23 protein-coding genes, 1 tRNA gene and 1 pseudogene are annotated in these 26014 nt (G+C 67.8%); 5 read left to right on the top strand and 20 right to left on the bottom strand.

The genetic code is table 11. From position 1 onward, the window contains the following. Positions 1–77 precede the first annotated feature (77 nt). From hisC to hisS, 6 genes and pseudogenes are all read right to left on the bottom strand, one after another. Positions 78–1139 (bottom strand): annotated as a pseudogene (gene hisC, locus MC375_RS11185) (histidinol-phosphate transaminase); the annotation flags it as partial. Beyond that, entirely contained in the window at positions 1136–2446 is a 1311-nt protein-coding gene (gene hisD, locus MC375_RS11180) for a histidinol dehydrogenase (RefSeq protein WP_242103768.1), read from the bottom strand. The pseudogene hisC and the gene hisD, both read right to left, overlap by 4 nt. Before the next feature lie 41 nt (positions 2447–2487). Beyond that, positions 2488–3402, bottom strand: a complete 915-nt coding sequence (gene hisG, locus MC375_RS11175) for an ATP phosphoribosyltransferase (protein ID WP_242103479.1) — start codon at positions 3400–3402, stop codon at positions 2488–2490. Between the two features lie 10 nt (positions 3403–3412). After that, positions 3413–3739 (bottom strand): YerC/YecD family TrpR-related protein, encoded by a 327-nt coding sequence (locus MC375_RS11170; RefSeq protein ID WP_242103478.1) that lies wholly within the window; start codon positions 3737–3739, stop codon positions 3413–3415. A 297-nt stretch (positions 3740–4036) separates the two neighbouring features. Continuing rightward, on the bottom strand, positions 4037–5932 hold the full coding sequence (locus tag MC375_RS11165; RefSeq protein WP_242103477.1) for an aromatic amino acid lyase: 1896 nt from the start codon (positions 5930–5932) through the stop codon (positions 4037–4039). A 59-nt stretch (positions 5933–5991) separates the two neighbouring features. Next, the gene (gene hisS, locus MC375_RS11160; protein WP_242103476.1) at positions 5992–7368 is read right to left on the bottom strand and encodes a histidine--tRNA ligase; all 1377 of its coding nucleotides are present in this window, start codon (positions 7366–7368) and stop codon (positions 5992–5994) included. Positions 7369–7516: 148 nt separating this feature from the next. Between hisS and MC375_RS11155 the strand changes: the two genes are divergently transcribed. After that, positions 7517–7593: transfer RNA gene (locus tag MC375_RS11155), tRNA-Pro, on the top strand. 395 nt (positions 7594–7988) lie between these two features. Here the strand turns inward: MC375_RS11155 and MC375_RS11150 are convergent. From MC375_RS11150 to MC375_RS11140, 3 genes are all read right to left on the bottom strand, one after another. Next, on the bottom strand, positions 7989–8639 hold the full coding sequence (locus MC375_RS11150) for a DNA-3-methyladenine glycosylase (protein ID WP_242103475.1): 651 nt from the start codon (positions 8637–8639) through the stop codon (positions 7989–7991). Next, positions 8614–8817: a hypothetical protein gene (locus MC375_RS11145; RefSeq protein WP_242103474.1), complete on the bottom strand. Its 204-nt coding sequence runs from the start codon at positions 8815–8817 to the stop codon at positions 8614–8616. The genes MC375_RS11150 and MC375_RS11145 overlap by 26 nt, the downstream gene beginning before the upstream one ends. Before the next feature lie 156 nt (positions 8818–8973). Further along, a complete protein-coding gene (locus MC375_RS11140) occupies positions 8974–9540 on the bottom strand; it encodes an isochorismatase family cysteine hydrolase (protein ID WP_242103473.1) in 567 nt (188 codons plus the stop codon). 87 nt (positions 9541–9627) lie between these two features. On the opposite strand from MC375_RS11140, the gene MC375_RS11135 reads away from it, so the two are divergent. Further along, positions 9628–10230 carry a DUF892 family protein gene (locus MC375_RS11135; RefSeq protein WP_242103472.1) on the top strand — a complete coding sequence of 201 codons (603 nt, stop codon included), beginning with the start codon at positions 9628–9630 and terminating at the stop codon, positions 10228–10230. 103 nt (positions 10231–10333) lie between these two features. Here the strand turns inward: MC375_RS11135 and MC375_RS11130 are convergent, their stop codons facing one another. The 10 genes from MC375_RS11130 to MC375_RS11085 form a co-directional block, all read right to left on the bottom strand. Further along, the gene (locus MC375_RS11130; protein ID WP_242103471.1) at positions 10334–10648 is read right to left on the bottom strand and encodes a hypothetical protein; all 315 of its coding nucleotides are present in this window, start codon (positions 10646–10648) and stop codon (positions 10334–10336) included. A 314-nt stretch (positions 10649–10962) separates the two neighbouring features. Continuing rightward, the gene (locus MC375_RS11125; protein WP_242103470.1) at positions 10963–12234 is read right to left on the bottom strand and encodes a glutamate-5-semialdehyde dehydrogenase; all 1272 of its coding nucleotides are present in this window, start codon (positions 12232–12234) and stop codon (positions 10963–10965) included. Next, complete coding sequence (gene proB / locus MC375_RS11120; protein ID WP_242103469.1) at positions 12231–13379, bottom strand: glutamate 5-kinase; 1149 nt, start codon at positions 13377–13379, stop codon at positions 12231–12233. Before proB ends, MC375_RS11125 begins: the two co-directional genes overlap by 4 nt. Beyond that, the gene (argH, locus tag MC375_RS11115) at positions 13376–14665 is read right to left on the bottom strand and encodes an argininosuccinate lyase (RefSeq protein ID WP_242103468.1); all 1290 of its coding nucleotides are present in this window, start codon (positions 14663–14665) and stop codon (positions 13376–13378) included. The genes proB and argH overlap by 4 nt, the downstream gene beginning before the upstream one ends. 9 nt (positions 14666–14674) lie before the next feature. Further along, complete coding sequence (argC, locus tag MC375_RS11110) at positions 14675–15616, bottom strand: N-acetyl-gamma-glutamyl-phosphate reductase (RefSeq protein ID WP_242103467.1); 942 nt, start codon at positions 15614–15616, stop codon at positions 14675–14677. Further along, positions 15613–16926: an acetylglutamate kinase gene (locus MC375_RS11105; RefSeq protein WP_242103466.1), complete on the bottom strand. Its 1314-nt coding sequence runs from the start codon at positions 16924–16926 to the stop codon at positions 15613–15615. Before MC375_RS11105 ends, argC begins: the two co-directional genes overlap by 4 nt. Positions 16927–17010: 84 nt before the next feature. Next, on the bottom strand, positions 17011–18105 hold the full coding sequence (locus MC375_RS11100) for an acetylornithine deacetylase (RefSeq protein ID WP_242103465.1): 1095 nt from the start codon (positions 18103–18105) through the stop codon (positions 17011–17013). Positions 18106–18185: 80 nt separating this feature from the next. Continuing rightward, positions 18186–19388: an argininosuccinate synthase gene (locus tag MC375_RS11095; protein WP_242103464.1), complete on the bottom strand. Its 1203-nt coding sequence runs from the start codon at positions 19386–19388 to the stop codon at positions 18186–18188. Positions 19389–19464: 76 nt separating this feature from the next. Next, complete coding sequence (locus MC375_RS11090; protein WP_242103463.1) at positions 19465–20490, bottom strand: N-acetylornithine carbamoyltransferase; 1026 nt, start codon at positions 20488–20490, stop codon at positions 19465–19467. A gap of 246 nt (positions 20491–20736) precedes the next feature. Next, positions 20737–21180: a hypothetical protein gene (locus MC375_RS11085; protein ID WP_242103462.1), complete on the bottom strand. Its 444-nt coding sequence runs from the start codon at positions 21178–21180 to the stop codon at positions 20737–20739. Positions 21181–21281: 101 nt separating this feature from the next. On the opposite strand from MC375_RS11085, the gene cysS reads away from it, so the two are divergent. The 3 genes from cysS to MC375_RS11070 all read left to right on the top strand — a co-directional run bounded on the left by cysS (position 21282) and on the right by MC375_RS11070 (position 24554). Next, the gene (gene cysS, locus MC375_RS11080; RefSeq protein ID WP_242103461.1) at positions 21282–22649 is read left to right on the top strand and encodes a cysteine--tRNA ligase; all 1368 of its coding nucleotides are present in this window, start codon (positions 21282–21284) and stop codon (positions 22647–22649) included. Between the two features lie 128 nt (positions 22650–22777). Beyond that, positions 22778–23218, top strand: a complete 441-nt coding sequence (locus MC375_RS11075; RefSeq protein ID WP_242103460.1) for a SufE family protein — start codon at positions 22778–22780, stop codon at positions 23216–23218. Between the two features lie 103 nt (positions 23219–23321). After that, positions 23322–24554 carry an MFS transporter gene (locus MC375_RS11070; RefSeq protein WP_277929445.1) on the top strand — a complete coding sequence of 411 codons (1233 nt, stop codon included), beginning with the start codon at positions 23322–23324 and terminating at the stop codon, positions 24552–24554. Between the two features lie 11 nt (positions 24555–24565). On the opposite strand, the gene MC375_RS11065 is transcribed toward MC375_RS11070, so the two are convergent. Further along, positions 24566–26005 (bottom strand): RNB domain-containing ribonuclease, encoded by a 1440-nt coding sequence (locus tag MC375_RS11065; RefSeq protein ID WP_242103459.1) that lies wholly within the window; start codon positions 26003–26005, stop codon positions 24566–24568. Between the last annotated feature and the right edge of the window lie 9 nt (positions 26006–26014).

Genomic DNA, 26014 nt, shown 5'->3' with positions numbered 1-26014 from the left:
CCTGCGGGGGTGCCGCTTGGACGCGACATCGCTTCCCCGGAGACAAAGTCGTGCCGAAGCGGCGCTCCCGCAACGCGCAAGGCAGCGATCATGCGGTCGTTTTCTTCCGGCGTGCCGATGCTGATCCGCAACGCATCGCCGAGCTGCGGTGCGGCGCGCTGGTCGCGAACCACCACGCCTGCGGCGAGCAATGCGCGGAACGCGGCCTCGGCATCAAAGCAACGCACGAGCAGGAAGTTACCCTGGGATGGATAAACTCGGTGCACTGCGGGTAGTGCCGCCAGCGCCGTGCCCAGTCTCCCGCGCTCCTGGCGGATGGTTTCGACATGGTCCCGCGTCTGCGCCAAGCTCGCAGGCTGCAGCGCGCCCAGCGCCAGCGCGGCGCACGGTGCCGGCACCGGGTACGGCGCCTGGCAGCGCTGCAGCAGCGCGATCACGTGCGCGTCGGCGATCACGCATCCGATCCGCGCCGCCGCCAGGGCATGCGCCTTGGATAGGGTGCGTAGCACGATAAGGTTGCGTTGCAGGCCAACATCGGTCGCCAGCGAGGGCGCGTCGGCGAACTCGATATACGCCTCGTCCACCACCACCAGCGCCCGGCCTTGCAGCTGCTGCGCCAGGCGCAGCACTGCATCGCGCGGGATCACGCCGCCAGCCGGATTGCCTGGCGAACACAGGAACACCAGCTTCGCGCCCTCGCCTTCCGCGCGCGCGGCGACTTGCTGCAGGTCGACCCGGAAATCGTCGGTCGCGTCCTGCAGCGGCACATCGACCACGCCTGCGCCCTGCAGTCGCGCGCTGACCGCATACATGCCGAACACCGGCGGCGTGACGAGCACGGCATCGCTGCCGGGTACGCAGAACGCGCGTACCAGCAGGTCGATGCCTTCGTCGCTGCCGCGGCCGATGAGCAGCTGCTCCGGCTCGACGTCGTACAGGCCCGCGAGCGCAACGCGCAGGTCACGCGGCTGCGGCTGGGGGTAGCGGCGCGCCAGCCCGTCGCGGTCGGCCGAATTCGCCCATGCTGCTTCGTTGGCATTGAGCCAGACCTCGCCGCGCAGCGCCTCGCTGCGGGCGGAGCGATAACCGGCGAAGCCGCGCAGGTCCGGTCGCGCAAGCTGCAGCGGATCGGTGCTCATGCTGCGTCCGCCTTTGCACGCTCCAGGCGTGCCTGCACCGCGTAGGCGTGGGCCTGCAGGCCTTCGGCCTCAGCCAAGGTGACGGCGGTCGGACCGATCGCGACGATACCGGCCTGATCCACCTGCTGTACGGTGATTGCATTCTGGAAGCTGGACACGCTCACGCCACTGCAGGCACGCGCGGCGCCGCCGGTGGGTAGCACATGGTTGGTGCCGCTGCAGTAGTCGCCGAGCGCTTCCGGCGCCCAGTCGCCCAGGAACACGGAGCCTGCTGCCTGCACGCGACCCAGCCATGCGCGCGGATCGCGCAGGGCCAGGATCAGGTGTTCCGGCGCGTAGGCGTTGCTGAGGGCGAAGGCATCGTCGAGGTTGTCCACCAGGATCGCGTGCGAGGCCGAGAGCGCCTGCTGTGCGATCCCGCGTCGCGACAGGCGCGCGAGCTGCGCTTCTACTTCCGCCGCGACGCGCTCAAGCAAATCGGCATCGTCTGAGACCAGCAGCACCTGCGAATCCGGACCGTGCTCGGCCTGCGACAACAGATCGGCGGCGACGAACAGCGGATCGGCACCGGCATCGGCGACCACCAGCACTTCGGATGGACCGGCCGGCATGTCGATCGCCGCGCCATCGGACTGCATCGACACCTGGCGTTTGGCTTCGGTGACGTAGGCATTGCCGGGGCCAAAGATCTTGTCGCATCGGGGGACGCTGTCCGTGCCGTAGGCCATGGCGGCGATGGCCTGCGCGCCGCCGAGCTTGAACACGCGCCCGATGCCACACAATCGCGCGGCCACCAGCACCGCCGGATCCGCGCTGCCATCCGCGCGCGGCGGTGTACACAGCACCACCTGCGGGCAGCCGGCCAGGCGCGCGGGTACCCCCAGCATCAGCGCCGTGGAGGGCAACGGCGCGCTGCCGGCCGGCACGTACAGGCCCACCCGCTGGATCGGGCGCAGGATGCGTTCGCAGCGCACGCCGGTCGCGGTGTCCACCGCATAGCCCTGCCCCATGCCGGCGCGGTGGAACCACTCGATCCGCTGCATCGCATCCTGCATCGCCAGCCGCAAGGTGTCGGGGACCAGCCTTTCCGCCGCAGCGAACTCCGCTTCGTCCACTTCGAAGTCGGTGACGGGCGCCGCGTCGAATTTCCGCGACAGGCTCCGCAGCGCTGCGTCGCCGTCGCTGCGTACCGCTGCGACGATCTCCGTCACGCTGCGCCGCACCTCCGCGGCGGCGACCTGCGCCGGGCGCCTGAGCACGGCTTCGCGTGCAGCAGCGTCCAGGCGCGTCCAGTCGACCCGTTTCATGCGGGGCGAGAAGGTGGCGCCCAGGGCTTCGGCGGGCGCGCTCACGCCAGCATCCTTTCGACCGGCAACACCATCAAAGCCGCGGCGCCGGCGCGCTTGAGGTCTTCCAGGCGCTGCCAGGTGACGGCGCCGTGGCACAGCGCCTGCAGGGCCAGGCGGTCGCTGCCGTCGATGGAGGTGACGGTGGGCGCTTCCGCATCGGGCAGCAGCTCCAGCAGCCCCGGTACTGCTGCGCGTGGCGCCTGGAACAGCAGCAGCTTGCTGTCGCGTATCTTTAGCACGCCATCGAGGCGCCGGAGCAGCAGTTCCGCGAGCTCGGCACGCACGTCTCCAAACGCCGCCGCCGGGCCCGCGAGCACCGCCTCGCTCCGCAGCAGGGTTTCCACCGGCTTGAGCTGGTTGGCCGCGAGGGTCGCGCCGCTGGACACCAGATCGCAGATCAGATCGGCCTGACCCAGGCGCGGCGCGATCTCCACCGACCCGGACAGGTTGACGATGTCGGCTTCGATCGCGCGGCTGCGCAGCCACTGGGCCAGCAATCCGGGATAACTGGTCGCGATGCGCTTGCCGGCGACCTGTTCGGCGCCGGTCCAATCCCAGGACTCGGGTACCGCAAGATCGAGGCGGCATCCGCCGAAGCCCAGAGCACGCCATTCGCGGTACGCGGGCGCAATGTCGCGCTGTTCGCGGTCGGCCGCCTGTTCCATCAGCACGTTGCGGCCGACCATGCCCAGATCGCATACACCGTCGGCGATCAGTCCGGGGATGTCGTCGTCGCGCACCAGCAGCAGGTCCACCGGCAGGGTTTCGCCATAGCAGAACAGCCGGTCGCGGCTCTCGCGCCAGCTCAGGCCGCACGAGGCCAGCAATGCGCGCGCCGGCTCGCTGAGGCGGCCGGATTTCTGGATGGCGATGCGCAACCGGTCGCGCACCCCGTTGGCGAGGTTGATGCTCATACGGGTACGTTCAATGCGACGCGACGAGGCGCGGGAACTGCCGTTTCGCAGCTGCCGCGTAGCCGCCGCTGCCGCGTTCCAGGGTCCGCGCCACCCGGCCGATGGTGGTGACGCTGACCAGGGTGCGCTCGTGGATCTCCCGGTACGGCACGCCCTCCAGCAGCAGCGGCACCACCCGCCAGCGGTCGGCCATCGCCTCGAGTTCGGCCGGTGTGCACAGATCCTCGAGGAAGGCACGCACGTCCTCACCGCGCTCCAGCGAGGCGAGCGCCTTGGCCAGCGCCTTCAGGGAGGCATCGGCATCGCGCTGCGGCAGGGGTTCGGGGCGTTGCTTCATTCGACTAATGTATTAGCGCGTTAATGCATTGTGAGAAACCTCTCGCGCATTGTCAACCCCTGGGGCGGTGTTCGGCGCACCGGTCGGGATTGGAGTCTGGAGATGAACAGTGATCCTGGGCTCGCCAGCGGCTGTTGGCCGTTCTGAACCACTCGAATCGTTGGAAATCCGGGCCGACGAAGAACGTCTCGCTACGCTCCAAGTCGTAAATGGCCTAGCCGAAGCCCCTGCGGATAACGCATGCCGCGATCCGGCGCGCGCACCAATGCACGAACGTAGTCTGGCCGCGGTCCGGCCTCAGACGAGCGATGCGCGCGCGCGTTCGAGCACGCTGCCGTCCACCACCATCGCAACCGCCTGTGCCACTTCGCCATCGAGCGCGCGGTCGCGGTCGAGGAAGGGAACACGCTCGCGGATCGCGGTGTGTGCGGCGGCGACGGCGGCACCGGGCTGGAATTCGGGCGCGGCTGCCAGTTCCGCGCGCAGACCGTCGACTTCCTCCAGGAACGCCTCCCGATCCTGCGCACCCGGCAGCGGCCCGCCCTGCACCTTCGGTGCGAACATCTCCGCATCGACCCGATCGGCGAGGTCGCGCGCGGCGTTGATCATGCCGCGGCGCAGGTCCAGCGCCTGGGCGGCGCTGTAGAGTTCCAGCGCGAGCACCTTGCCCAGGTCGTCGGCCATCGCCAGCACGTGGCGCGCCTCGTTGGCGCCCATCGAAACGTGATCCTCGGCATTGGCGCTGGTGGGAATGGAATACACGCTGGCCGGATGCGCGCGGCTGCACAGGTCGTTGACGATGGCCGCGGCGGTGTACTGCACGATCATGTGCCCGGACTCGGTGCCATCCTCGTTACCGATCAGGAACGCGGGCAGCCCGTCGTTGGTGGCCGGATCGACCAGCTTGTTGAGCCGGCGCTCGGAAATCGAGGCGAGCACCGGGATCGCGGCCTTGACGTAGCTCATCGCCAGCGCCAGCGGCATGCCGTGGAAGTGGCCGGCGGAGATCACCTGCTCTTCCACGTGCTCGGCCTGCTTTTCCGGAAACACGAGCGGGTTGTCGGTCACCGCGTTGAGCTCGATGTCGAACACGCGCTTGGCCTGCTCGACCGCATCGCGCACCGCGCCGTGCACCTGCGGGATGCAGCGCAGCGAATAGCTGTCCTGCGGCTGATGCTTCTTGCCACCCCGGAACGGGCGGAAGCGCTGGTAGAACTTCTCGCGCCCGTGGCGCTGGCCCAGCGGCACCCAGTCCCAGCCAATGTCGAAGCTGAGCGCGCGCGCCTGGTCGGTCTCCCACGAGGTGGGCAGCCACTGCCGGAACTTCGGCACCAGGTGATAGGGAATATCGGCGAGGGTCGAACCTTCGAGCAGGCGGCGCAGGTTGGCGGCGACTTGCACCTGTCCGGGGTGTGGCCGCAGTGCGTGCACTTCCTCGGCGAACGCGCCCAGGCGGCCGGCGAAGGCATCGATGGTCATCGCCGCGGCCAGGTCCGCGGTATCGAGCAGGTCATCGAGCTTGTGCAGCGCCAGCACTCCGCAGGCGAGCATCTGCGCGGTGCCGTTGTTGAGCGCCAAGCCTTCCTTGTACGCAAGCGAGACCGGTTGCAGGCCCTTGCGCTGCAGCGCCCGCGCGCCAGGCATGCGTTCGCCGTCGACGAACGCCTCGCCGCCACCGAGCAGCACGATCGCCAAGTGCGACAGCGGCGCCAGGTCGCCCGAGGCGCCCACCGAGCCCAGCTGCGGCACCACCGGCACGATCCCTGCGTTGAGCATCGCCGCGAGCGCCTGCAGGGTCTGCACGCGGATGCCCGAATGCCCGCGCAGCAAGGTGTTGATGCGGATGCACAGCATCGCCCGCACCACTTCGGGGGCGAACGGCTCGCCGACGCAGACCGCATGGGTGACGATCAGGTTGTCCTGCAGCTCGACCTGGAGCGAACGCCCGGAGTGCGCGGCGCCCGCCAGTTCGTCGCGCAGCGGATGCGCGCCCAGCAGCTTGTCGGCATTGCTGCCGAAACCGGTCGAGACGCCATAGATCGGCTCCTGGCGCCGGACCTGCTCGGCCAGGAAGCCTGCGGCCCGATCGACCCGCACCAGCGCAGCGGGATCCAGATCGACCGCGGCGCCATGGGCCACGGCGATGAGCTGGGCGCGGGTCAGCGAGTTTCCGTCCAGGTTGATCGGTTTCATCTGCGGCAATGCCCGGGTTCGGATACGTTGTTGTTCTTCCCTCGCGGGAAGGCTGCAGTTCAGCGCTCGCCGAGCGCCCGCCACTGTTCGCGTTCGACCTGCAGGGTGGAGCCCAGGTCGGCTTCCGCCACCTCGAACTGCTCGCCCCGGCGCAGGTCCTTCACCGCGACCATGCCGCGCGCCGCCTCGTCCTCGCCGCGGATCACCACGAAGCGGATCCCGGCGCGGTCGGCGTATTGAAGCTGCCTGGCCAGCTTGCGCGGCTCCAGCTGGGTTTCCACGTTCAGGCCGGCGGCACGCAGACGCTGCGAGAGCGATAGCGCCGTACCGAGGCCCGCATCGTCGAGCAGGGTCACCAACGCGTCGACGGAACTGTCGGCGGTGCCGACCAGGCCGGCCTCGCGCAGCTGGAAGAACAGCCGGGTCAAGCCAATGGAAATGCCCACGCCCGGCAGCTTCGATTTCGTGTAGTGTCCGGCGAGGTTGTCATAGCGTCCGCCCGAGCAGATCGAGCCGATCTGCGGGTGCGCGTCCAGCGTGGTTTCGTAGACGATGCCGGTGTAGTAATCCAGGCCGCGCGCGATCGACAGGTTGATCGCGTAGCGCGCCTCGGGCACGCCCAGCACGCGCAGCTGCTCGAGCACTGCGCGCAGCTCGTCGCGGCCTTCCTCGAACAGCGCCGTGCCGCTGCCCAACGCGGCCAGCTTGGCCAGCGCATCGTCGTGACCGGTCGAGCGCACCCGGGCAAAAGACATCAGCCGGTCCACTGCATCATCTGGCAGCCCGAAACCTTCGCCCTGCAGCGTGGCGCGTACCGGGCCTTCGCCGCGCTTGTCGAGCTTGTCGAGCTCGCGCAGCACCGCGAACTGGCGTTCGCCCTCGATACCCAGCCCCTCGAAGTAGCCACGCAGCAGCTTGCGGTGATTGAGCTGGATGGTGAAGTCGCCGATCGCCAGCGCTTCGAACACCGCGCTGATCACCGCCGGGATTTCGGCGTCGTAACGCGCGGACAGCACGTCCTTGCCGACCACGTCGATATCGCACTGGTAGAACTCGCGGAAGCGCCCGCGCTGCGCGCGCTCGCCGCGGTACACGCGCTGCATCTGGTAACGGCGGAACGGGAACGCGAGGTCGTGCTCGTGCTCGGCGACGTAGCGCGCCAGCGGCACGGTCAGGTCGAAGCGCAGGGCCAGCTCGGGGAGCCCTTCGCCGCCCTTTTCGAGCGCCCCGGTGGACTGGACGAAGTACACCTGGCGCTCGGTCTCGCCGCCGGACTTGGTCAGCAGCACCTCGGTGAGTTCGAAAACCGGCGTCTCTACCGGCAGGAAACCGAACCGCTCGAACGTGCGGCGGATGGTGTCGAGCATGCGCTGGAACGCGATCTGGTCGCGCGGCAGCAGTTCCATCACGCCCGGTGGGGTGCGCGGTTTGATCAAGGGGGCTCCGGACGGTATGCGTTCGGTGGGGGGCGGCTGGCCCGATTCGGCCCATAAGTCTAACGGGTGGCGCCCCGCGCCGATGCCGCGCCCTCAACCAGGTTGCCGCTGCACCCGGGCATCCCTACAATACGCGGCTCACCCGCGTCGGGGTGTAGCTCAGCCTGGTAGAGCGCTACGTTCGGGACGTAGAAGTCGCAGGTTCAAATCCTGTCTCCCCGACCAATCGACAGCATCCCTTATGGGCTGCGGCCCGCTGCCGAACCACGTGTCCGCCCCTGAGTGCCGGTGCGGGGCGAAGCGGGCCCTTCCGGATCGAAGATGGCCTCGCTCCCGGCGTCCGCACCCTGCATGCGCAAGGCGCGGCGCGATTACGCAGTCTCCCCGAGGCGAATCCCATGTCCACGCGGGACCGGAAAGATCTCCCCCTCCCAGACACCGGGCCCTGCGCTCCGGAGACGGCGGAACAACGCGCCAGGCGCAAGCAGCACGAGAGCGACAACCAGGACGAAGCCCTGGAAGAAACCTTTCCTGCCAGCGACCCGGTGTCGCCTTTCGTCCCCGCCAAACCTCCCGACTGCCTGGCACCGCATCGCTGCTGACCGGCTCGGGTTGCTGCGCTATTTCGCGGCTCGTTTGCGTGTGGGAGGCGGCGCGCCCGGGCGCGCTTTCGAAACGTGTGGGTGGTCCGGCACGCACCAGCGCCATGGATGCTCGATGGCCCGCCGGATGCCGATCCGTGGGCCGACGGCAGGGGTCCGGGGTGGCGGCGTGCCGTCATCGACGATGCGCACCCCGCCCTCGCCGGTCACCAGGTCGACGCCGTCCAGGCTCCGATCGATCCCCATCGCCTGCGCGAGACGACCCGGCCCGCTGGCAAGATCGCGCTCCTTCGCCGGGTGACCCCGGGCGGCCGCCATCCGGTCAAGGCCGGCAACCGGTTCGAGGGCGCGCAGCAGGACACCGTGTCCTTCGCCGACCTCGCCGCATACCGCGTTGGCGCACCAGTGCATGCCATAGGTGAAGTACACATACAGATGGCCGGCAGGACCGAACATCGTGGCATTGCGCGCGGTCTTGCCGCGGTAGGAATGCGCCGCCGGATCGTCCGTGCCGGCATAGGCTTCCACTTCCACGATGCGGCCTGTGCGGCCGTCGTCCCGGAGCAGGATCTTGTTGAGCAGTTCCGGGGCGACCACGCGCGGATCGCGCCGATAGAACGAACGCGGCAGGGCCTTCCAGCGCCTAGCCGTTGAAGCCGGAGCGGTCAACGATGGCCTCCAGTCGTTCCAGCGCGTACGCATGGTCCTGCACAACGATCTGTCCGAGCAGGACTTCGACTTCATCCTCGAACGCACGCGGGAAGGTATCCGGGCGCTGCAGCAGACCTGGCACCTTCGCCTCGATCGCATTCAGGCGTCGATCCAGATCCTGGCGCCTCTTCGACATCGGCTCGCCAATTCCTTCGTGCGTCAACGGGTACGCGATGCCATGGAGTTTAGCGCGCGCTCCAAGGTGCGTCAGGACCCTGCATGCAGACAACCAGCCGCATCAAAAGCGTCTGACCTCAAAACCCGAACCAGGCGAACGTCGAACCTGAGTCGTTCAGGTTGCTGGAAACAGTCCCCCGACCGCGCGGGTGGAGCGGGTATCCGCATGAATCGTCGAACGCAACAGCTGAAGCGCCCGGCTCTTCGCGCTCGCATCGCGTGCGGCAGTGCAGTCGCCCGGCACCCAGACCGTGTAGTCGCGCATGTTGGCATCGAGCGCCGTAGCGAGCACGCAGGCATCGGCTGCAATGCCGGTGATCGCCAGCGCAGTCACGCCAAGCTGCACCAGCAGCACCGGGAGCGCACTGGCAAGAAACGCCGAGCTTTTGGGCTTCAGCACGTAAAAATGGCCTTTTCTTGGCTGCAGCGTGTCGGCGATCTGAGCGGCAGGACCAGGCTTGGCCCGGCACGCCGCAATCAGGTCGCCGAACTCGCCCTGCCACTGCATCCAGTTGTCGTTCGCGTAGATGACCGGACTACCTGCGGCATCGTACCTGTCGCGCAGTCGTGCGATCGCGCGACTCGCGGGCAGCGCTGCGCGCGCGAGCGCCTGTCCGCCTTCGAACTCGAAGTGGTTCATCACGTCGATGATGAGCAGTGCGGATTGGTTCGAAGGGCGCATGGCAGCAACGATTTACTCAGGAGAATTTCACGATGCCGCGACGGCGCAAGCCGAGAATGGCGCATCATCGCAACGAGGAACACAAGCATGGCAAAGAAGACCGACAACGCACAGGTGCACGAGCTCCTGCTTCAGGCCCTGGAAACCGAGCGCGGCGGCATCAAGGTCTACACGGCGGCCATTCAGGCGGCGCAGAACGAAGACCTGCGCAAGGAATGGGAAGAGTATCTCGACGAAACCCGCACCCACGAGCAGGTCCTGACCAACGTGTTCGCCGAGCTTGGCATGGATACGGAAGAATCCAGCTCCGGACGCGAAGTCGTCGCGCACCAGGGCGCATCCCTGGTCAAGGCGATCGAGATGGCGATGGCGAAGGCCAGCCCGGCTGCTGCCGAGCTGGTTGCGGCCGAATGCGTGGTCCTTGCCGAAACCAAGGACCATCAGAACTGGGAACTCATCGGCAAGGTCGCCGAGGCAGGCGGCGCCAATGCCAAGGTGCTCAAGCAGGCCTTCGAAGCGGTGGAGAAGGACGAAGACCACCACCTCTATCACACCATGGGCTGGTGTCGGGAACTCTGGATCCAGAGCCTAGGCATGCCTGCCGTGCTGCCTCCGCCCGAGGAAATCAGGGACGTGGAAACCGCAATCGGGGCATCGCGCGCCGAGCAGGCACGCGATCAGATGCTCTGATCCATCCAACCGACGCCACGCGGCCGGGTCTGACCGACCGGCCGCGTGACTCGTGCCTGTTTGCGAACGTTGGACAGCGGTTGTACGCCGTCCGGTCGGCAGCTCAGTGCCACCGCGCCTGTTCAGCCGGCTGGGTGGCCTGCGTATCCATGCACGACAGGTCGAAGAGCCCCCGATCCAGGGCAATGCTCAGCAGGTCGTTCAGCGCCTCGCGCGCGTGGATCCGGTCGGCGCCCGCCGACTCGGAGATCAGCCAGTCCGTACGCTTCCAGAATTTCGTGTACAGCGCGAGGCGGTCGAGATTGGAACGTCTGCTGCCAAGAATTTCAACGCGCAAATCGAGCAAGGCCCTGTCCAGCTCTGATCGAGTCATCCCATGGCTCCGGAAGGCGTCGTGCATCACATAAAATCTGTTCACGACATCCTGCCCGTTCCGTGTCAAGACAGCGTCAAGCGGACTGGGAGATCCTCGATGGACCCGTCCCGCTGCTGAACACGGGTGCCGAACCCCTTGTTTTCGTGCCGGTTTCCCAACGATTACCCGCCAGGCAGCGCATCCACGCGCTCGCGCAGGATGTGCACGCCCAGCCCGGCCGCGCCGGCCGGCCGACGCGGGCGCCAGACTCTGCTCTGGACCCCACCCGCGCAGCGTGATGGGCCCGCGGACTTCGTCGACGTCGGCCCTGCGCCGGCTTTCGCGTTTTTCGGCGCCAACGCGCCGTCATCGCTGCGCTATCGCGGCACCGTCGCCAGGTTTCGCGTCTGTCCTTCGCCACGCACCACGTAACGCTCGATGGTCAGCGACTCGGCGCCCATCGGGCCATAGGCGTGCAATCGCGTGGTGGAAATTCCGATCTCGGCGCCCAGCCCGAGTTCGCCGCCGTCGGAAAAGCGCGAGGATGCGTTCACCATCACCACGGCCGAGCGCAGCGCCTGCACGAAACGCTCGGCCGCCGTCGCGTCAGCGGTGGCGATGACCTCGGTATGGTCCGAACCGAATCGCCGGATATGGGCGATGGCCTGCTCCAGCGAATCGACCACCCGCACCGCCAGCACCAGATCGAGGAACTCGGCGGCGTAATCGTCGTCGGTCGCCCTCGTGACGCCCGGCACCAGCGCGCGCGTCCTGTCATCGCCGCGCAGTTCCACGCCGCGGGCCTGCAGCGCGCGCCCGGCTGCGGGCAGGAACGTGTCTGCGACGTCGGCATGGACCAGCAGCGTCTCCAGCGCATTGCAGACGCCAGGGCGCGAGACCTTGCCGTCCAGCAGCAGGCGCAGCGCGAGATCGTGGTCCGCATGGGCATCGACGAACAGATGGCACACACCCTGGTAGTGCTTGATCACTGGCACGCGCGCGTGTTCGGCCACGAAGCGGATCAGGCCCTCTCCGCCGCGTGGAATCGCCAGGTCGACGATGTCGGTCAGCTGCAGCAGTTCGACCATGGTCTCGCGGCGCAGGTCCTCGAGCAGCACCAGAGCATCCTCAGGCAGGCCGCACTCGCATAGCGCACGGCGCAAGGCGGCGGCGATGGCGGTATTCGAATGCAGGGCCTCGCTGCCGCCGCGCAGGATCACCCCGTTACCCGCCTTCAGGCACAGCGCGGCGGCATCTGCGGTCACGTTCGGGCGCGCCTCATAGACCATCGCCACCACGCCCAACGGCACGCGCACCCGCTCGACCACGATGCCGTTGGGCCGCACTTCACGCCGGGTGACCTGGCCGACCGGGTCCGGCAATGCGGCGACCTCGCACACCGCGCCGGCGATGGCGTCGAGACGTACGCGATCGAGCATCAGCCTGTCCAGGAGCGCGCCGCCGATGCCCTTATGCCGCGCCGCATCGAGGTCGCGCGCGTTCGCCTGCAGAATGGTTTCGGCATCGGCCTGCAACGCATCGGCCATGGCCAGCAGCAACGCATTCTTGTCGGTCGTCGACAACTGCGCCACGGCGGCCGACGCGTCGCGGCAGCGCAGGGCCAGGCTGCGGATAGTGGAAGCTGTCATAGCAACACCAGGTCGTCGCGATGCACGATGCTGCCGCCGTAGCTGTAGCCGAGCACCGTTTTGATCTCGCGCGAGTGGCGGCCAGCGATGCGGCGGATGTCCGCCGCCGAGTACTGGGCGATGCCGCGTGCGATGCGCCGTTCGCCGTCGGCGCCGCGACACACCAGCAGCACCGCATCGCCGCGACGGAAATCGCCTTCCACGGCGGCGATGCCGCCGGCCAGCAGCGACGCGCCCTGCCCCGCCACGGCCTGCGCGGCGCCGGCGTCGAGCACCACCGCGCCAGCTTCCAGCGGCGCACTCAGCAGCCAGTGCTTGCGTGCCACGACCCGGCTCGCGGAAGGCGCGATCCAGGTACCGATCAACCGATCGCGCGCCAGCGCCTCCAGCACCGCGGGCGCGCGGCCGTTGAACAATGCCGTGGCGATGCCGGCGCGAGCGGCGCGAGCGGCCGCCTCGAGTTTGGTGACCATGCCGCCGGTGCCTGCGGCGCTGCCCGCAGCTCCGGCGCTGGCCATCACCGCGGCATCGACGATGGCGACCTGCTCGACCGGGCGCGCATCGCCATGACGGCGCGGATCGCGATCGTAAAGCCCGTCGACATCGGTCGCGATCAACAGGATGTCGGCATCGACCAGGGCGGCTACCACGCCGGCGAGATTGTCGTTGTCGCCGAGCTTGAGCTCGTCCACCGACACGGTGTCGTTCTCGTTCACGATCGGCAACGCCGCGCGCGACAGCAGTGCCGTCAGCGTGGCGCGGGCGTTGAGGTAGCGTCGCCGGTTGCGGAGGTCGTCGTGGGTCAGCAGCACCTGCGCGACCGGGGGCTCGAAAAAGCCCTGCCAGAAACCCATCAGCTTCGCTTGGCCGAGCGCTGCCAGCGCCTGGCGTTCGGCCATGCCGCTACCGTTCGTTGGCGAAGGCGACAGCGCGCGTCCGGCGGCAACCGCGCCCGAGGACACCAGCACGACTTCGCGCCCGAGACTGTGCGCGGCGCGTACGAAGCCGGCGATGGCCTCGACATGGCGAGGCGACAAGCCGCCGCCTTCGGCCGCCAGCAGGCTGCTGCCGACCTTGAGCACCGTCCGGCGCCAGGGCGTCAGCGGCTGCTCGCTGAAGCGCGTCGGGCCTGCGTCCACTGTCACCCGAGCGTCTCCAGTCGCTGGTGCAGCAGATCCAGACGCAGGTCGCCGGCGGCACCGGGCGAAACGCGCGCAGCCAGGCTCGCGGCCGGATCGCCGGCCAGCCAGCGTTGCGGATCGGCCGCCTGGCGGTAGGCGTCGCGGAACGGGACGCCGTCGCGCGCCAGATCGACCGCCAGATCGGTGGCGTACATCGACGGCTCCAGCGCGGCGGCCAGCGCCTCGGGTTTCCATTCCAGATTGCGCAACAGATCCGGCAGCAGCGCCAGCGCCGGCAGGCCCTTGCCGAAGCCGTGGTACAGCGCGCCCTTGGACAGCTGCAGATCGCGGTGGTAACCCGACGGCAGCGACAGCAGCTGCTCGATCTCGCAGCGCGCGGCGGCAACGCTGGCGTAGCTGGCGCGCATCAGCTCGATCACATCGGGATTGCGCTTGTTGGGCATGATCGAACTGCCGGTGGTGTACTGGGCCGGCAGTGCGACGAATCCGAATTCGGCGCTGGTGAACAGGCTCAGGTCCCAGGCCAGGCGGCGCAGGTCGAGCATGGTGCTGGACAGCGCCTCGAGCGCGGCCAGTTCGAATTTGCCACGCGAAAGCTGCGCATACAGCGGCGAGACCTGGACCCGGCCGAAGCCCAGCGCTTGCGTGGTGTGGTCGCGGTCCAGCGGCAGGTTGACCCCGTAGCCGGCGGCGGTGCCCAGCGGGTTGGCATCGATCCAGGCGCGGGTATCGGCGGCACGCTGCGCATCGTCGATGAAGGCTTCCGCCCAGCCCGCCCACCACATACCGGCAGACGACACCACCGCGCGCTGCAGGTGGGTATAGCCGGGCATGGGCAGCTGTGCTTCGGCGGCGGCGCGCTCCAGTGCGATCCGGGCGACCTCGCGCGCGATGGCATACAGCGTCGCCAACCTGTCCTTCAGCCACAGCCGGGTCGCCACCAGGACCTGGTCGTTGCGGCTGCGGCCGGTATGGATCTTCCTGCCGGCATCGGCCAGGCGTTCGGTCAGCCGCGCCTCGATCGCGGAATGGCCGTCCTCGTAGGTTGCGTCCAGCACGAAGACGCCATTACCGAAGTCGTCGGCCAGCGCTTCGAGTTCGCGCGAGAGCGCGGCGAGCTCATCGCCGGTCAGGATGCCGATGCGCTGCAGCCCTTCTGCGTGCGCGCGGCTGGCGGCGATGTCGTGCAGGAAGAATTCGCGATCCAGGATCACGTCGTCGCCGGCCAGGAACGCCTGGATTTCCGCATCGACGGTCACGCCGGGTTTCTGCCAGAGAAGGTCGGACATGGAGCGGCGCTACCTCGTAGGGATGCCTTCGAACTCGTCGTGGCCGAAGGCGAGATTGAGATTCTGCAGCGCCTGGGTGGCGGCGCCCTTGAGCAGGTTGTCGAGGGTCGAGACGACGACCAGCCGGCTGCCATCTTCTGTCAGGGAGAAGCCGCCCACCTGTGCGCCATGGCGGCCGGCAATCCGGCTGACCCATGGCGCCTCGTCGGTGACGTCCACCAGCGGTTCGCCGTCGTAGCGATCGCGGTACCGCTGCCGCACCGCGTCGAGCGTCGTCGGCTCGCGCAGATGCAGGTTGGCCGTAACGGTCAGCCCGCGGAAATGCGGTGCGACATGCGGCATGAATTCGACCGGCAGCAGATGCCGGGCGACCTCTCGCCCGTGCAGGTGTCCGGTCAGCGCATAGGGCATCAGGTTGTCGCGGAGCTTGTCCGGATCGTTCTTGTCCGAGGGTGTCGTACCCGCGCCCGAATAGCCGGACACGCCGAAGCACTGCACCGGGCCGGCGACGAGGTCCCGCATCGGCGCAATCGCCAGCTGCATCGCAGTCGCGTAGCAACCCGGATTGCTGATCCGCCTCTGCCCCGAATAGCCAGAACGCGTCAGCTCGGGCAGGCCGTAGTACCAGGCATCGTCGAAGCGATAGTCGGCCGACAGATCGATCACCACCGCGTCCGGATTGCCCGCTTCGATCGCCGCGATGCACTGCTCGGCCTTGCCGTTGGGCAAGGCAAGCACGTAGGCGTCGACGCGTTCGTCGCCGAGCGCCTCATGGGCGATGTTGCGATAGCGCAGTTCGCTGGCGAATTGCGGCACGCGATCGGCCACACGCTGGCCGTCCAGTTCGCGCGAGGACACGAAGCCGAGCTCGAAGCCCGGATGCGTCGCAAGCAGCCGGATGAGCTCGGCTCCGACGTGTCCACGCGCGCCCACCAGCCCGATCCAATTCATGCCGCGTCTTCCAGCGTCGCCGGGCGTTGCGCGCAGTGCGCCACGCAGCGTTCGATCTGGTCGAAGCCCTGCAGGCCGTACCAGAACACCTTCCATTGCTCCTGTTTGAAGCAGCCGTCCGATTCGGCGTAGTAGAAGGGGTTGACCGGGTTGCCGTGGCGCGAACGCCAGAACAGCTGCGGGTTCTGCTCGCGCATCACCTGCCAGACCGCGCGGCCCAGGCCTTCGCCCTGGGCGTCGTCGAGCACGGCGAACTTGTCGAGGTAGGCGACGCCCTCTTCCCTGGTCAGCACCAGCGCGGCGCGGTAGTTCTCGCTGACGTAGACGCGGAACGGCGCGGTCTGGGCGAAGTAGGACGGCAGCAGGCTGCGACCGAAGCTGGATTCGATCAGGTCGCGCAGCCTTTCGCGATCCACGCCGTCCCAGCCGTCGAAGCGCAGCACGCGCTCGCCCCGCCGCACCAGCGTGCCCGAACCTTTGTGCGTGAACAGCTCCTTGGCCAGTTCCGAGGGCCGTGTGATCGATACCGACGAGGACAACGGCAATGCATCGAGCAGGTCCTTGATCTGCTCGATCTTGACCCGCATGCCGCCGTTGATCCAGGGCTGCGCCATCAGGTGCTCGTACTCGGTGGACAGGTTGATCGAATCGATCACCTTGCCCTCGTTATTGAGCAAACCGCCGGTCGAGGTGAGGAACACGATCTTGTACGGCTGCAGGGTCTTGATCAGCTCGTTCGCCGCCCAGTCGGCGTTGACGTTGACGATCTGCCCGTCGGCCGTCTCGCCGAGCGAGGCGATCACCGGGATCGAACCGACCTTGATCGCGGCGCGGATTCCGTCGGTATCCACGCTCACCACCTTGCCGACCAGGCCATAGCGCTCCGGATCCAGATAGGCGGTTTCGAACACGCCCGACTGGATCGAGGTCGCGCGCACGCCCTCGGCCTGCAGCGCCTCGACCAGGCGCAGGTTTTCCTGGCGCATCACCCGCCGCACGACCGAGAGCACCGCGGCGTCGGTGTGACGCAGGCCGTCGACCGTGACCTTCTCGATCCCGGCCGCCTGCATTTGCGCGTCCAGCTGCGGCCCGGCGCCATGCACCACGATCGGGGTCAGGCCGACCTGCTGCAGGAACGCGAGCGACGAGGTCAACGCCTCCAGGTCGTCGCGCAGCACCGCGCCTCCCACCTTGACCACGGCGAACCGCGCCGCGTCGAGCTGCGAGAAGCGCTTAAGGTACTGCTGGATCTCCTTGGTGCTGCCCATGCTGGACAGCAGGCGGACGATGGTGGTGCGCAGGTCGGTCATGGAGACGAGCAACTCATTGCGGTTCCGGAAGCGCCCTCCGATCGCCGTTGCGGGCGGTCGAAGGCAGGGTGAGCACGGCCATGATCAGGCCTCCATCAGGCGGTGATAGTGGGAAGCGGCTTCGGACAGCTGGTGCAGCGACACCCATTCGTCGGCGGTGTGCGCCTGGGCAATGTCGCCCGGACCGAAGACCAGGGCGGTGAGACCGGCCTGCGAGAACAGCGAAGCTTCGGTCCAGAAATCGACCGCGTTGCCCACCGGCAGTCCGAGCGCGTCGGCGAGATCGCGCGCGGCGAGACGGCGTTCCTCCGCCTGCGCAACGTCGCCAGCCGGCAATGAAGGGCCACGGAAGATGTCGAGGTACTCGGCGCTGTCCGGCACCAATGCGCGGAACCGGGCGTGCATGGCATCCAGGTCTTGCGACGGCAGCGGACGGAAACCGAACCGCACCTCGGCGCTGGGTGCGATGACATTGGCCTTGATCCCGCCTTCCACCCTGCCGATGTTGAAGCGCAATCCGGTCAGTCCGCCGAAGCGCTGGTGCGCTTCGGCCTCGACCAGCGACAGCGCGTCCGCGCCCCAGCGGATGGCCTGATGCAGCGCGCTGGCCGACAGCGCATTGACCCCGGAGGCGTGACCCGCCTGGCCGGTGAACTTCAGGTGCACCGAGGCGATGCCCCGGTGCGCCAGCACCGCTTCGCAGTTGGTCGGCTCGGAGACGATGACTTCCCCGAAGCCGTGCTCGCGCGCCAGTGCATTCCGTTGCAAGAATGCGGCGATGCAGCGTGGATCGTTGGCTTCCTCGTCGCTGGAGAACAGGAACGCCGCATCGCCCTGGGTGGCATTGGCGGCCGCGAGCAGTCCGGCGGCGGCGCCCTTGATGTCGCAGGCGCCCAAGCCGATGGCGCGGTCGTCCGTGACTCGCAGCTTCAGTGGATCGGCCGTCCACGCCGGCGAGTCCGGCACCGTGTCCAGGTGCACGTTGAACAGGCGCCGTGGCGTGCCGCGCACGGCCAGCAGCGACACCGCACCGGCGCCGTGATCGCTCACCTCGACCTGGAAACCGGGCAGCTGCGTCCGGATGTAGTCGAAGATCCCGCCCGTGCCGATGGCCCGTGGCGGGTTGCGCGTGTCGTATGACACCAGCGCCTGAAGATGTTGGAGGACGTTGTCGAGCATGCGCATGTCTTCGCCTGATTCATTGCCCGTGGATGCATCGGTCCGACTCGCGCCGGCACGCGCATCCACGGCGCGTGGACTCAGCGATTCACCTCCGCCCACAGCGTGCTGCTCATCCCGAACAGTTTGATGAAGCCCTCGGCCTCCTCCACGCCCCAGTCGGCCGACTGCGCGTACGTGGCCCCCTTGGCGTTGAGGATGTGCGGCGAGCGCACTTCCACCGCATCCACCCGGCCACCATTGGTTTCCAGCACCACTTCGCCGTTGACGGTCTGCTGCGACGAGGCGAGGAAGGCTTCCAGATCGGTCTTGAGCGGATCGTGGAAGAAGCCTTCGTAAACCAGCTCCACCCATTTGCGCGCCACCTCCGGCTTGAAGCGGTTCTGCTGCTTGGTCAGCACGGCCTCTTCCAGCGCACGATGCGCCGTCAGCAGCGCGGCCAGGCCCGGCGCCTCGTACACGATCCGTCCCTTCAGGCCGATGGTGGTGTCGCCGGTGTACAGGCCACGGCCCACGCCATAACGGGCGAACGACCGGTTGAGCTCTGTCAGGATCTGCGCACCGGGCATCTCCGTGCCATCCAGCGCGACCGCTTCGCCTTGCACGAAACGCAGCGTCGCGCGCAGCGTATGCGCCGGCCATTCCGCGCGCGGCGCGCACCAGCCGCGCGCGCCGGCGCCGGGCGCTTCCCACTTGTCGATCTCGCCGCCGGACATGGTCAGGCCCAGCAGGTTCTCGTTGATGGTGTAGGCCTTCTGCTTGGCGCGCACGGAAAAACCACGTTCTTCCAGGTAGGCCTGCTCGTAGGCGCGGGTCTGGGTGTGCTCCTTCTGGATCTCCCGGATCGGCGCGACGATGCGGTAGTCGCCGCTGGCCTTCACCGCGAGGTCGAAACGCACCTGGTCGTTGCCCATGCCGGTGCAGCCGTGGGCGATCGCATTGGTACCCAGGTCGTTGGCGCGCGCCAGCGCGGCATCGACGATCAGGTAGCGATCGGACACCAGCAGCGGGTACTGGCTCTGGTAGCCCTCGCCCGCCCACACGAACGGCTTGACGAAACCCTCCCAGATCGCCGGGCCGCCATCGATGGTGAGGTGCGAGGCCACGCCAAGTTCCGCGGCGCGCGCTTCGATGGTGGCACGCTCCTCGGCGTCGACGCCGCCGGTGTCGGCGAACACGGTGTGCACCTTCCAGCCACGCTCCTGCAGGTAGGGCACGCAGAAGCTGGTGTCGAGGCCGCCGGAGAAGGCGAGGACGATATCTTTGGAATCCGAAGCGGTCATCGAATTGCTCTTGTAGGGCGGGCCTTGACCCGCCATGTAGGATTTGGGAGATCGCGATGGCGGGTCAGGATCCGCCTTACGACACCAATGCCGCCATCACCGCTTTCTGCACGTGCAGCCGATTCTCGGCCTCGTCGATGGCAATACAGTTGGGCGAATCCATCACCGCATCGGTCGCCTTGACGTTGCGGCGCAGCGGCAGGCAATGCGAGAACACGCCGTTGTTGGTGAGGGCCATCTTGCGTTCGTCGACGATGAAGTGCTTGAACTGGTCGCGGATCGGCTTTTCGTCGTGCCAGTGGCCGAAGTACGGCAGTGCACCCCAGCTCTTGGCGTAGACGATGTCGGCACCGTCGTAGGCGCTGTCGACGTCATGGCTCACCGTGAGCGAGCCACCGGTCTCGGCCGCGTTGTGCTTCGCCCATCCCATGTAGCGCTCGTCCAGCACGTAATCCGGTGACGGGCACAGCAAGGTGACGTCCATCCCGAGGCGGGTGGCGATGGTCAGCGCGGAGTTGGCGACCGCGGTGTTGAGCGCCTTGGGGTGGTAGGTCCAGGTCAGGACGTACTTCCGGCCACGCAGGACCTCCGAGGGAGCCGATCCTGGGTCCCGCGCGCCGAAGTGTTCCTGCAGCGCCAGCGCATGCGCCAGCTCCTGGCAGGGATGGGTGATCGTCTCCATGTTGATCACCGGGACCGGCGAATACTTGGCGAAACCCTTCAGCACCGCATCTTCCCGGTCGACCGACCAGTCGACGAACTTCGGAAATGCGCGCACACCGATCAGGTCGACGTAGCGCCCGAGCACCCGCGCGACTTCGGCGATGTGTTCCTCGGTATCGCCGTCCATCACCGTGCCCAGGTCGAATTCGATCGGCCAGGCGTCCTTGCCCGGCTGCAGCACCACCGCGTGGCCACCCAGCTGGAAGGCGCCCAGCTCGAAGCTGGTCCGGGTCCGCAGGGACGGGTTGAAGAACACCAGGGCGATGCTCTTGCCCCTGAGCTCGTCCCCCAGCGGATTGCGCTTGAACAGCGATGCCTGGGTCAGCAGCGCGTCGAGCTCCGGGCGGGTCCAGTCCTGGGTATTGAGGAAGTGTTTCATTGCTTGGTCGTGAGGTGAGGAATTCGAGGGTCTGAAACGCAAGAACCCAGCGCGAGGGCTGGGTTCGGACGGTGGTGAACGCGATGAAACGTTCCGGTCTACCCAGCTGCAGGCGAGGTTTCCGGTCGGCGCGCGCGCGAAGTCATGCCCGAAGCCATCCGGGCGGAACTGGCATATGCGTGGGCGGTGGGCTGGCAGGCGTTCATCGAGCGCGCATCCTCGCACGCACGGCCGCCCGCCGCAAGCTCAGCGGCCGGTGGAGGTCGCGTACGGGGCCACCGACACCCGCAGCTTGATCTTGTTGCCGGGATCGAAGGGCATGCGCGAGCGGTATTTGCTGCCCTTGTACATATAGTCCACCTCGTACGCCGCCAGGCGCCGGAATTCGCGCTCCACCGGCACGTCACGGCAGCCGCCATCGTCCTCTGGCTTGCCCGGCTTGAGCACGTCCTTTACCGCGCCGGCGATCCGCGAAAGCATCCTGTTGTTGCCATCGGGGCACTGGCGTTCGAGCCAGGTCTCATGCCGGGTTTCGTAGATCGGCTCGGCCCGTAGCACCTGGCCATATTCGACCCGCACGTTTTCGGTGGGAACCAGCACGGCCTGCTGGGCATGGAGCGGCAGCGCGACCAGCACCAGCGTGGACGACAGGACCCAGGCGGCCAATGGCCGAGGCAGTGGAGATCGCATGGCGCCAGTGTATGCGGCTGCGCTGCCATGGGCCTGAATCCTCGCTGTCGTCGGCGGTGGGCGGCCGGTAGAATCGGCGGACGTTCCGAGCCGACGGCCCGATGAGCCTGCACCTGTACAACACCCTAACGCGACGGGTCGAGCCGTTCGCGCCGCTCGACCCCGCCTGCCCCACGATGTACGTGTGTGGGCCCACGGTCTACAACTACGTCCACATCGGCAATGCCCGTCCGTACACCGTGTTCGGCGTGCTGGCCGATCTGCTGCGCCGCCGGTATGGCGCGCTGAAATACGCGCGCAACATCACCGACGTCGACGACAAGATCAACGCCGCGGCCCGCGAGCAGGGCGTCCCGATTTCGGCGATCACCGACCGTTTCGCCGCCGCCTATCGAGAGGACATGGCCGCGCTCGGCATCGCCGCCCCGGACGTCGAGCCCGCCGCGACCGCGCATATCGCCCCGATCATCGCCATGATCGAGCGCCTGATCGCATCCGGTCACGCCTACGCGGCCGAGGGTCATGTGCTGTTTGCGATCGACAGCTTCGAAGGCTACGGCAAGCTCTCGCGCCGCGATCCGGAAGACATGCTGGCCGGTGCACGGGTCGAAGTCGCGCCGTACAAACGCGACCCGGGCGACTTCGTGCTGTGGAAGCCGTCCACCGACGAGCTTCCCGGCTGGGAATCGCCCTGGGGTCGTGGGCGTCCGGGCTGGCACATCGAATGCTCGGCGATGGCCGAGGCGCACCTGGGCGACACCATCGACATCCATGCCGGCGGCGTGGACCTGCAGTTCCCGCATCACGAGAACGAGATCGCGCAAAGCGAATGCGCGCACGGCGGCAGGCCCTTCGCGCGCTACTGGCTGCACAACGGCATGCTGACCTTCGCCGGCACCAAGATGTCCAAGTCGCTGGGCAACATCGAGAAGATCCACGACCTGGTGCGTGCGCATCCGCCCGAGGCGCTGCGCTACGCGCTGCTCTCGGCGCATTACCGGCAGCCGCTGGACTGGTCCGAAAGCCTGATCGAACAGAGCGTGCGCACGCTGGACCGCCTGTACGGGACCTTGCGCGATCTGGGCACGATCGAGGTCGCTCCAGCGATTCCCGCCAGCATCGAGGCCGCACTCGACGACGACCTGAACACGCCCGCGGCGCTGGCCGAGATCGCCCGTATCGCAGGCGAGGCGCGCAAGGCCGTCGACCCCAGTGAACGCGAACGCCTGAAGCGCGAACTGCTCGGTGCCGGACTCGCGCTGGGGCTGCTGCAGCAGACACCAGCCGCGTGGTTCGGGCGCGGCGCCTCGAATGACGATGATGCGCGGATCCAGGCGCTGATCGACGAGCGCATCACGGCCAAGAAGGTGCGCGATTTCGCCCGCGCGGACGCGATCCGCGACCAGCTGGCAGGCGAAGGCATCCTGCTGGAAGACACGCCGCAGGGCGTGCGCTGGAAGCGCGCGTAGCGGGGCCTGGGTGGCCACGGGAGCAGGTCTCAGTCGCGGGCCCTTCGCATGAAATGCGGGAAAATCATGAGGGTCGCGACTGACGTCGCTCCTACAATGTCTGCAATGAGCTTTCCAGATCAGCACCCGTGACCGATACCGCCTTTCCTCTCGAATCCACCGCTGTCGATGCGCAGGCCGCCATTGCGGAGGAGTTCGGCTATTTCGGCGACTGGTCCGAGCGCTACCAGTACCTGATCGACCTCGGCCGCAAATTGCCGCCGTTCCCCTCTGACTGGAAGACCGACCAGCACCGCCTGCACGGCTGCCAGTCGATGGTCTGGATCGTACCCAGCGGTGACAGGGAACGGCTCGATTTCGCCGCGATCAGCGATTCGGCCATCGTGTCGGGGTTGATCTACCTGGCGCTGCGCGTTTATTCGGGCCGCAGCGCGGCGGAAATTCTCGCCACCGAACCGGACTACATCGGTGGCATCGGCCTGGCCAAGCATCTTTCGCCGACCCGCAGCAACGGTCTGGCGGCCCTGCTCGCCTTCATCCGCGACACCGCACAGCGCGCCGTCGCGTGATCGCTGTCGTGGGAGCGGCCTTGGCCGCGAACGCCTTTTCCTGCACGGGCGATCGCAATCGCGGCCAAGGCCGCTCCCAATGGGCCGCAGGATGACGGAGGTTTTGCCCGCCCCGCTACGCAACCGCAGCTTCGTGCAGCTGATGCTGTACCGGTTTAGCACGATCCTGAGCTACCAGATCGTGGCGGTCACCGTTGGCTGGCACGTGTACGAGCTGACCCGCAACCCATTGTCGCTCGGCCTGATCGGCCTGGCCGAAGTGCTGCCGTTCTTCTGCGTGGCGCCTTTCGCCGGTTACCTCGTCGACCATCTGCCGCGACGCAAGCTGGGCATGGCCGCGTGTGCGGGGCTGGCGACGACCGCAGTGCTGCTGGCCGCGATCGCGCTGCACTGGCCTCCGGCGCGTGGCGTCTGGCCGATCTATGCGGCGATCGCTGTGGGCGGCTGCGTGCGCGCGTTCCTCGGGCCGGTTTACAACGCGCTGTTCGCGCGCGTGCTCAGGCGCGAACAGTTCGCGCGCGGCGCCAGTATCGGCAGTGTGGTGTTCCAGTCCGGACTGGTGATCGGGCCGGCGATCGGTGGCGTGCTCGTCGGCTGGGCCGGGAAGCATGTGGCGTACGGCACCGCTGCGGCGTTCGGCGTTATCGCCGTCGTGGCGCTGTCGCGGCTGCAGGTCACCGAACCGGCGCCGGTGCTGCAGCGCGGGCCGATCTTCGCCAGCATCCGCGACGGGCTGCGCTTCGTGTTCGGAAACCAGATCATGCTCGGCGCGATGGCGCTGGACATGTTCGCGGTGCTGTTCGGCGGCGCGATCTCGCTGGCGCCGGCCTTCATCCACGAGATCCTGCACTACGGGCCGGAAGGGCTCGGCATCCTGCGCGGCGCGCCTGCGCTGGGAGCGGTCAGCGCCGGCCTGTACCTGGCGCGCAGGCCGCTGCAGGCCAACGCCGGCCGGATCATGCTGCTGGCGGTCGCGGGCTTCGGGCTGTGCATCGTCGGCTTTGGCCTGTCGACGCATTTCTGGTTATCGGCATTCTTCCTGCTGCTGTCCGGTCTGTGCGACGGGGTGTCGGTGGTGATCCGTTCGACCATCCTGCAGCTGGCCACGCCCGACGACATGCGTGGCCGGGTGTCGTCGATCAATGGCATCTTCATCGGTTCGTCGAACGAGCTCGGTGCGTTCTACGCCGGCAGCATGGCGCGCCTGCTGGGGCTGGTGACCTCCGTGGTCCTGGGCGGCTTCGTCACCCTTGGCGTCGTCGCCGTCACCGCGAAACTTGCGCCGCGACTGCGCAAGCTGGATTTACGCGAACTCGATCTGCACGAGTCCCGGTGACGCCTGCTGCGCTACGGCGTCGCCAATTCGAAACGCACGACGCGCGTGCCCGGGTCAGCTTCGACCAGACGCAAGCTCACCCCTTCTCCCAAGGGCAGCGGCGAATCGCCCTGCACCGGCGCCTCGATGGCGAGTTCGCGCAGCATCGCCACGCCACGGGATTTGTCCTTCTCAACTTCGACGATGCTGCCGTCGAACTCCTCTCCCACCCGTGGCGCCAGGGTGAGCGCTTCGGCGAGGTCGATCACCGCACGCTCGAAACGGCCGGCACGCTGTGCGGAGCGCTGCATCGTCGCTGGCAAGGTCGGCAGTGCCGACGTGACCCAATCGGGAACCGGTCGGCCCGCGCATAGCGACAGGCAGACTTCACCGGTGTAGCGATCGACCAGCCGCCGCAGCGGCGCAGTGACATGGGTGTATTCGGATGCCAACGCCCAGTGGCCGGCGTTTTCCGGAGGCTCGCCATGGAAGGCGACGTAGGCCGCGCCGCGCAGCAGCGTGGTGCAGGTCACCATCATCGCGATCGCCTTCGGATCGTTGGGATCGAGCGAGCGGATGAAGTCCTGGTAGGCCAGATCCTCAGGCCAGTCCAGGCGCAGCGCCTTCGCGCCGCGACGCAGGCGTTGCAGCATCCAGGAAGGCGGCGGCGGCAGGGTGCGCAGCAGGCCTACCCCGCCCTCCCGCATCAGATGCGCGGCGGCCATACCGGTGAGCAGCGAAATCTGCTCGTTCCAGTCCTCGACCGGGTGGCGCGCGCGGTAGTCCAGCGTCCATCGGCCGGAGCGTTCGTCCATCTCCTGCTCCGGCAGGGGCAGGCTGATGCCGCCACGGTCCTGCTCGCGTCGTTTCCTGAGCATGCCGATCTCGCGCAGCACGTCCCACATGGGATCTGCCCGGCCGCAATCCACGTCGGCCTGCACCCCGGCATAGTCGAAGCGCGCGCGGCTGCGCACCAACGCCCGGCGCACGTCGACGACGACGCCCTCGCCGGTCCCGTCCAGGTCCATCGTCCACAGCAGGGCCGGGCGCACCTGGTCCGGCAACAGCGATGCCGCGCCTTCCGACAGCCGCTTCGGATGCAGCGGGATCTTGACGTCGGCGCCATACAGCGTTTCACCCCGGTGATGCGCTTCCAGGTCGATGGCGTCGCCCGGGCGCAAGAACGCGGCGACATCGGCGATCGCGTAATGCACCCGGTAGCCGTCGCCGCGCCGCTCGACATGCAGGGCCTGGTCCAGATCCATCGCCCCCGCCGGATCGATGGTGACCAGCGCGATGTCGGTGCGATCCAGATCCGGCAGTCGTGGCGCGGCAGCCGCGTGCGCGGCGGCTTGCTCCACTTCGGCTGGGAATGCCGCGGGCAGCTGCTGCTCCCGCCTGATCGCATCGATGCCCTGGTGAAGGCCACCGTCAGCCGCAGCGGCCACGCCAAGGCAGCGAGTCCCGCCCATCAGCGCCTG

Origin of the sequence: Lysobacter sp. M2-1 (assembly GCF_022662495.1) — a bacterium.
Classification (GTDB): domain Bacteria; phylum Pseudomonadota; class Gammaproteobacteria; order Xanthomonadales; family Xanthomonadaceae; genus JAKPBU01.
Note: the sequence above shows the minus strand (reverse complement) of the source record. Positions and strands in the feature narration are given on the sequence as shown.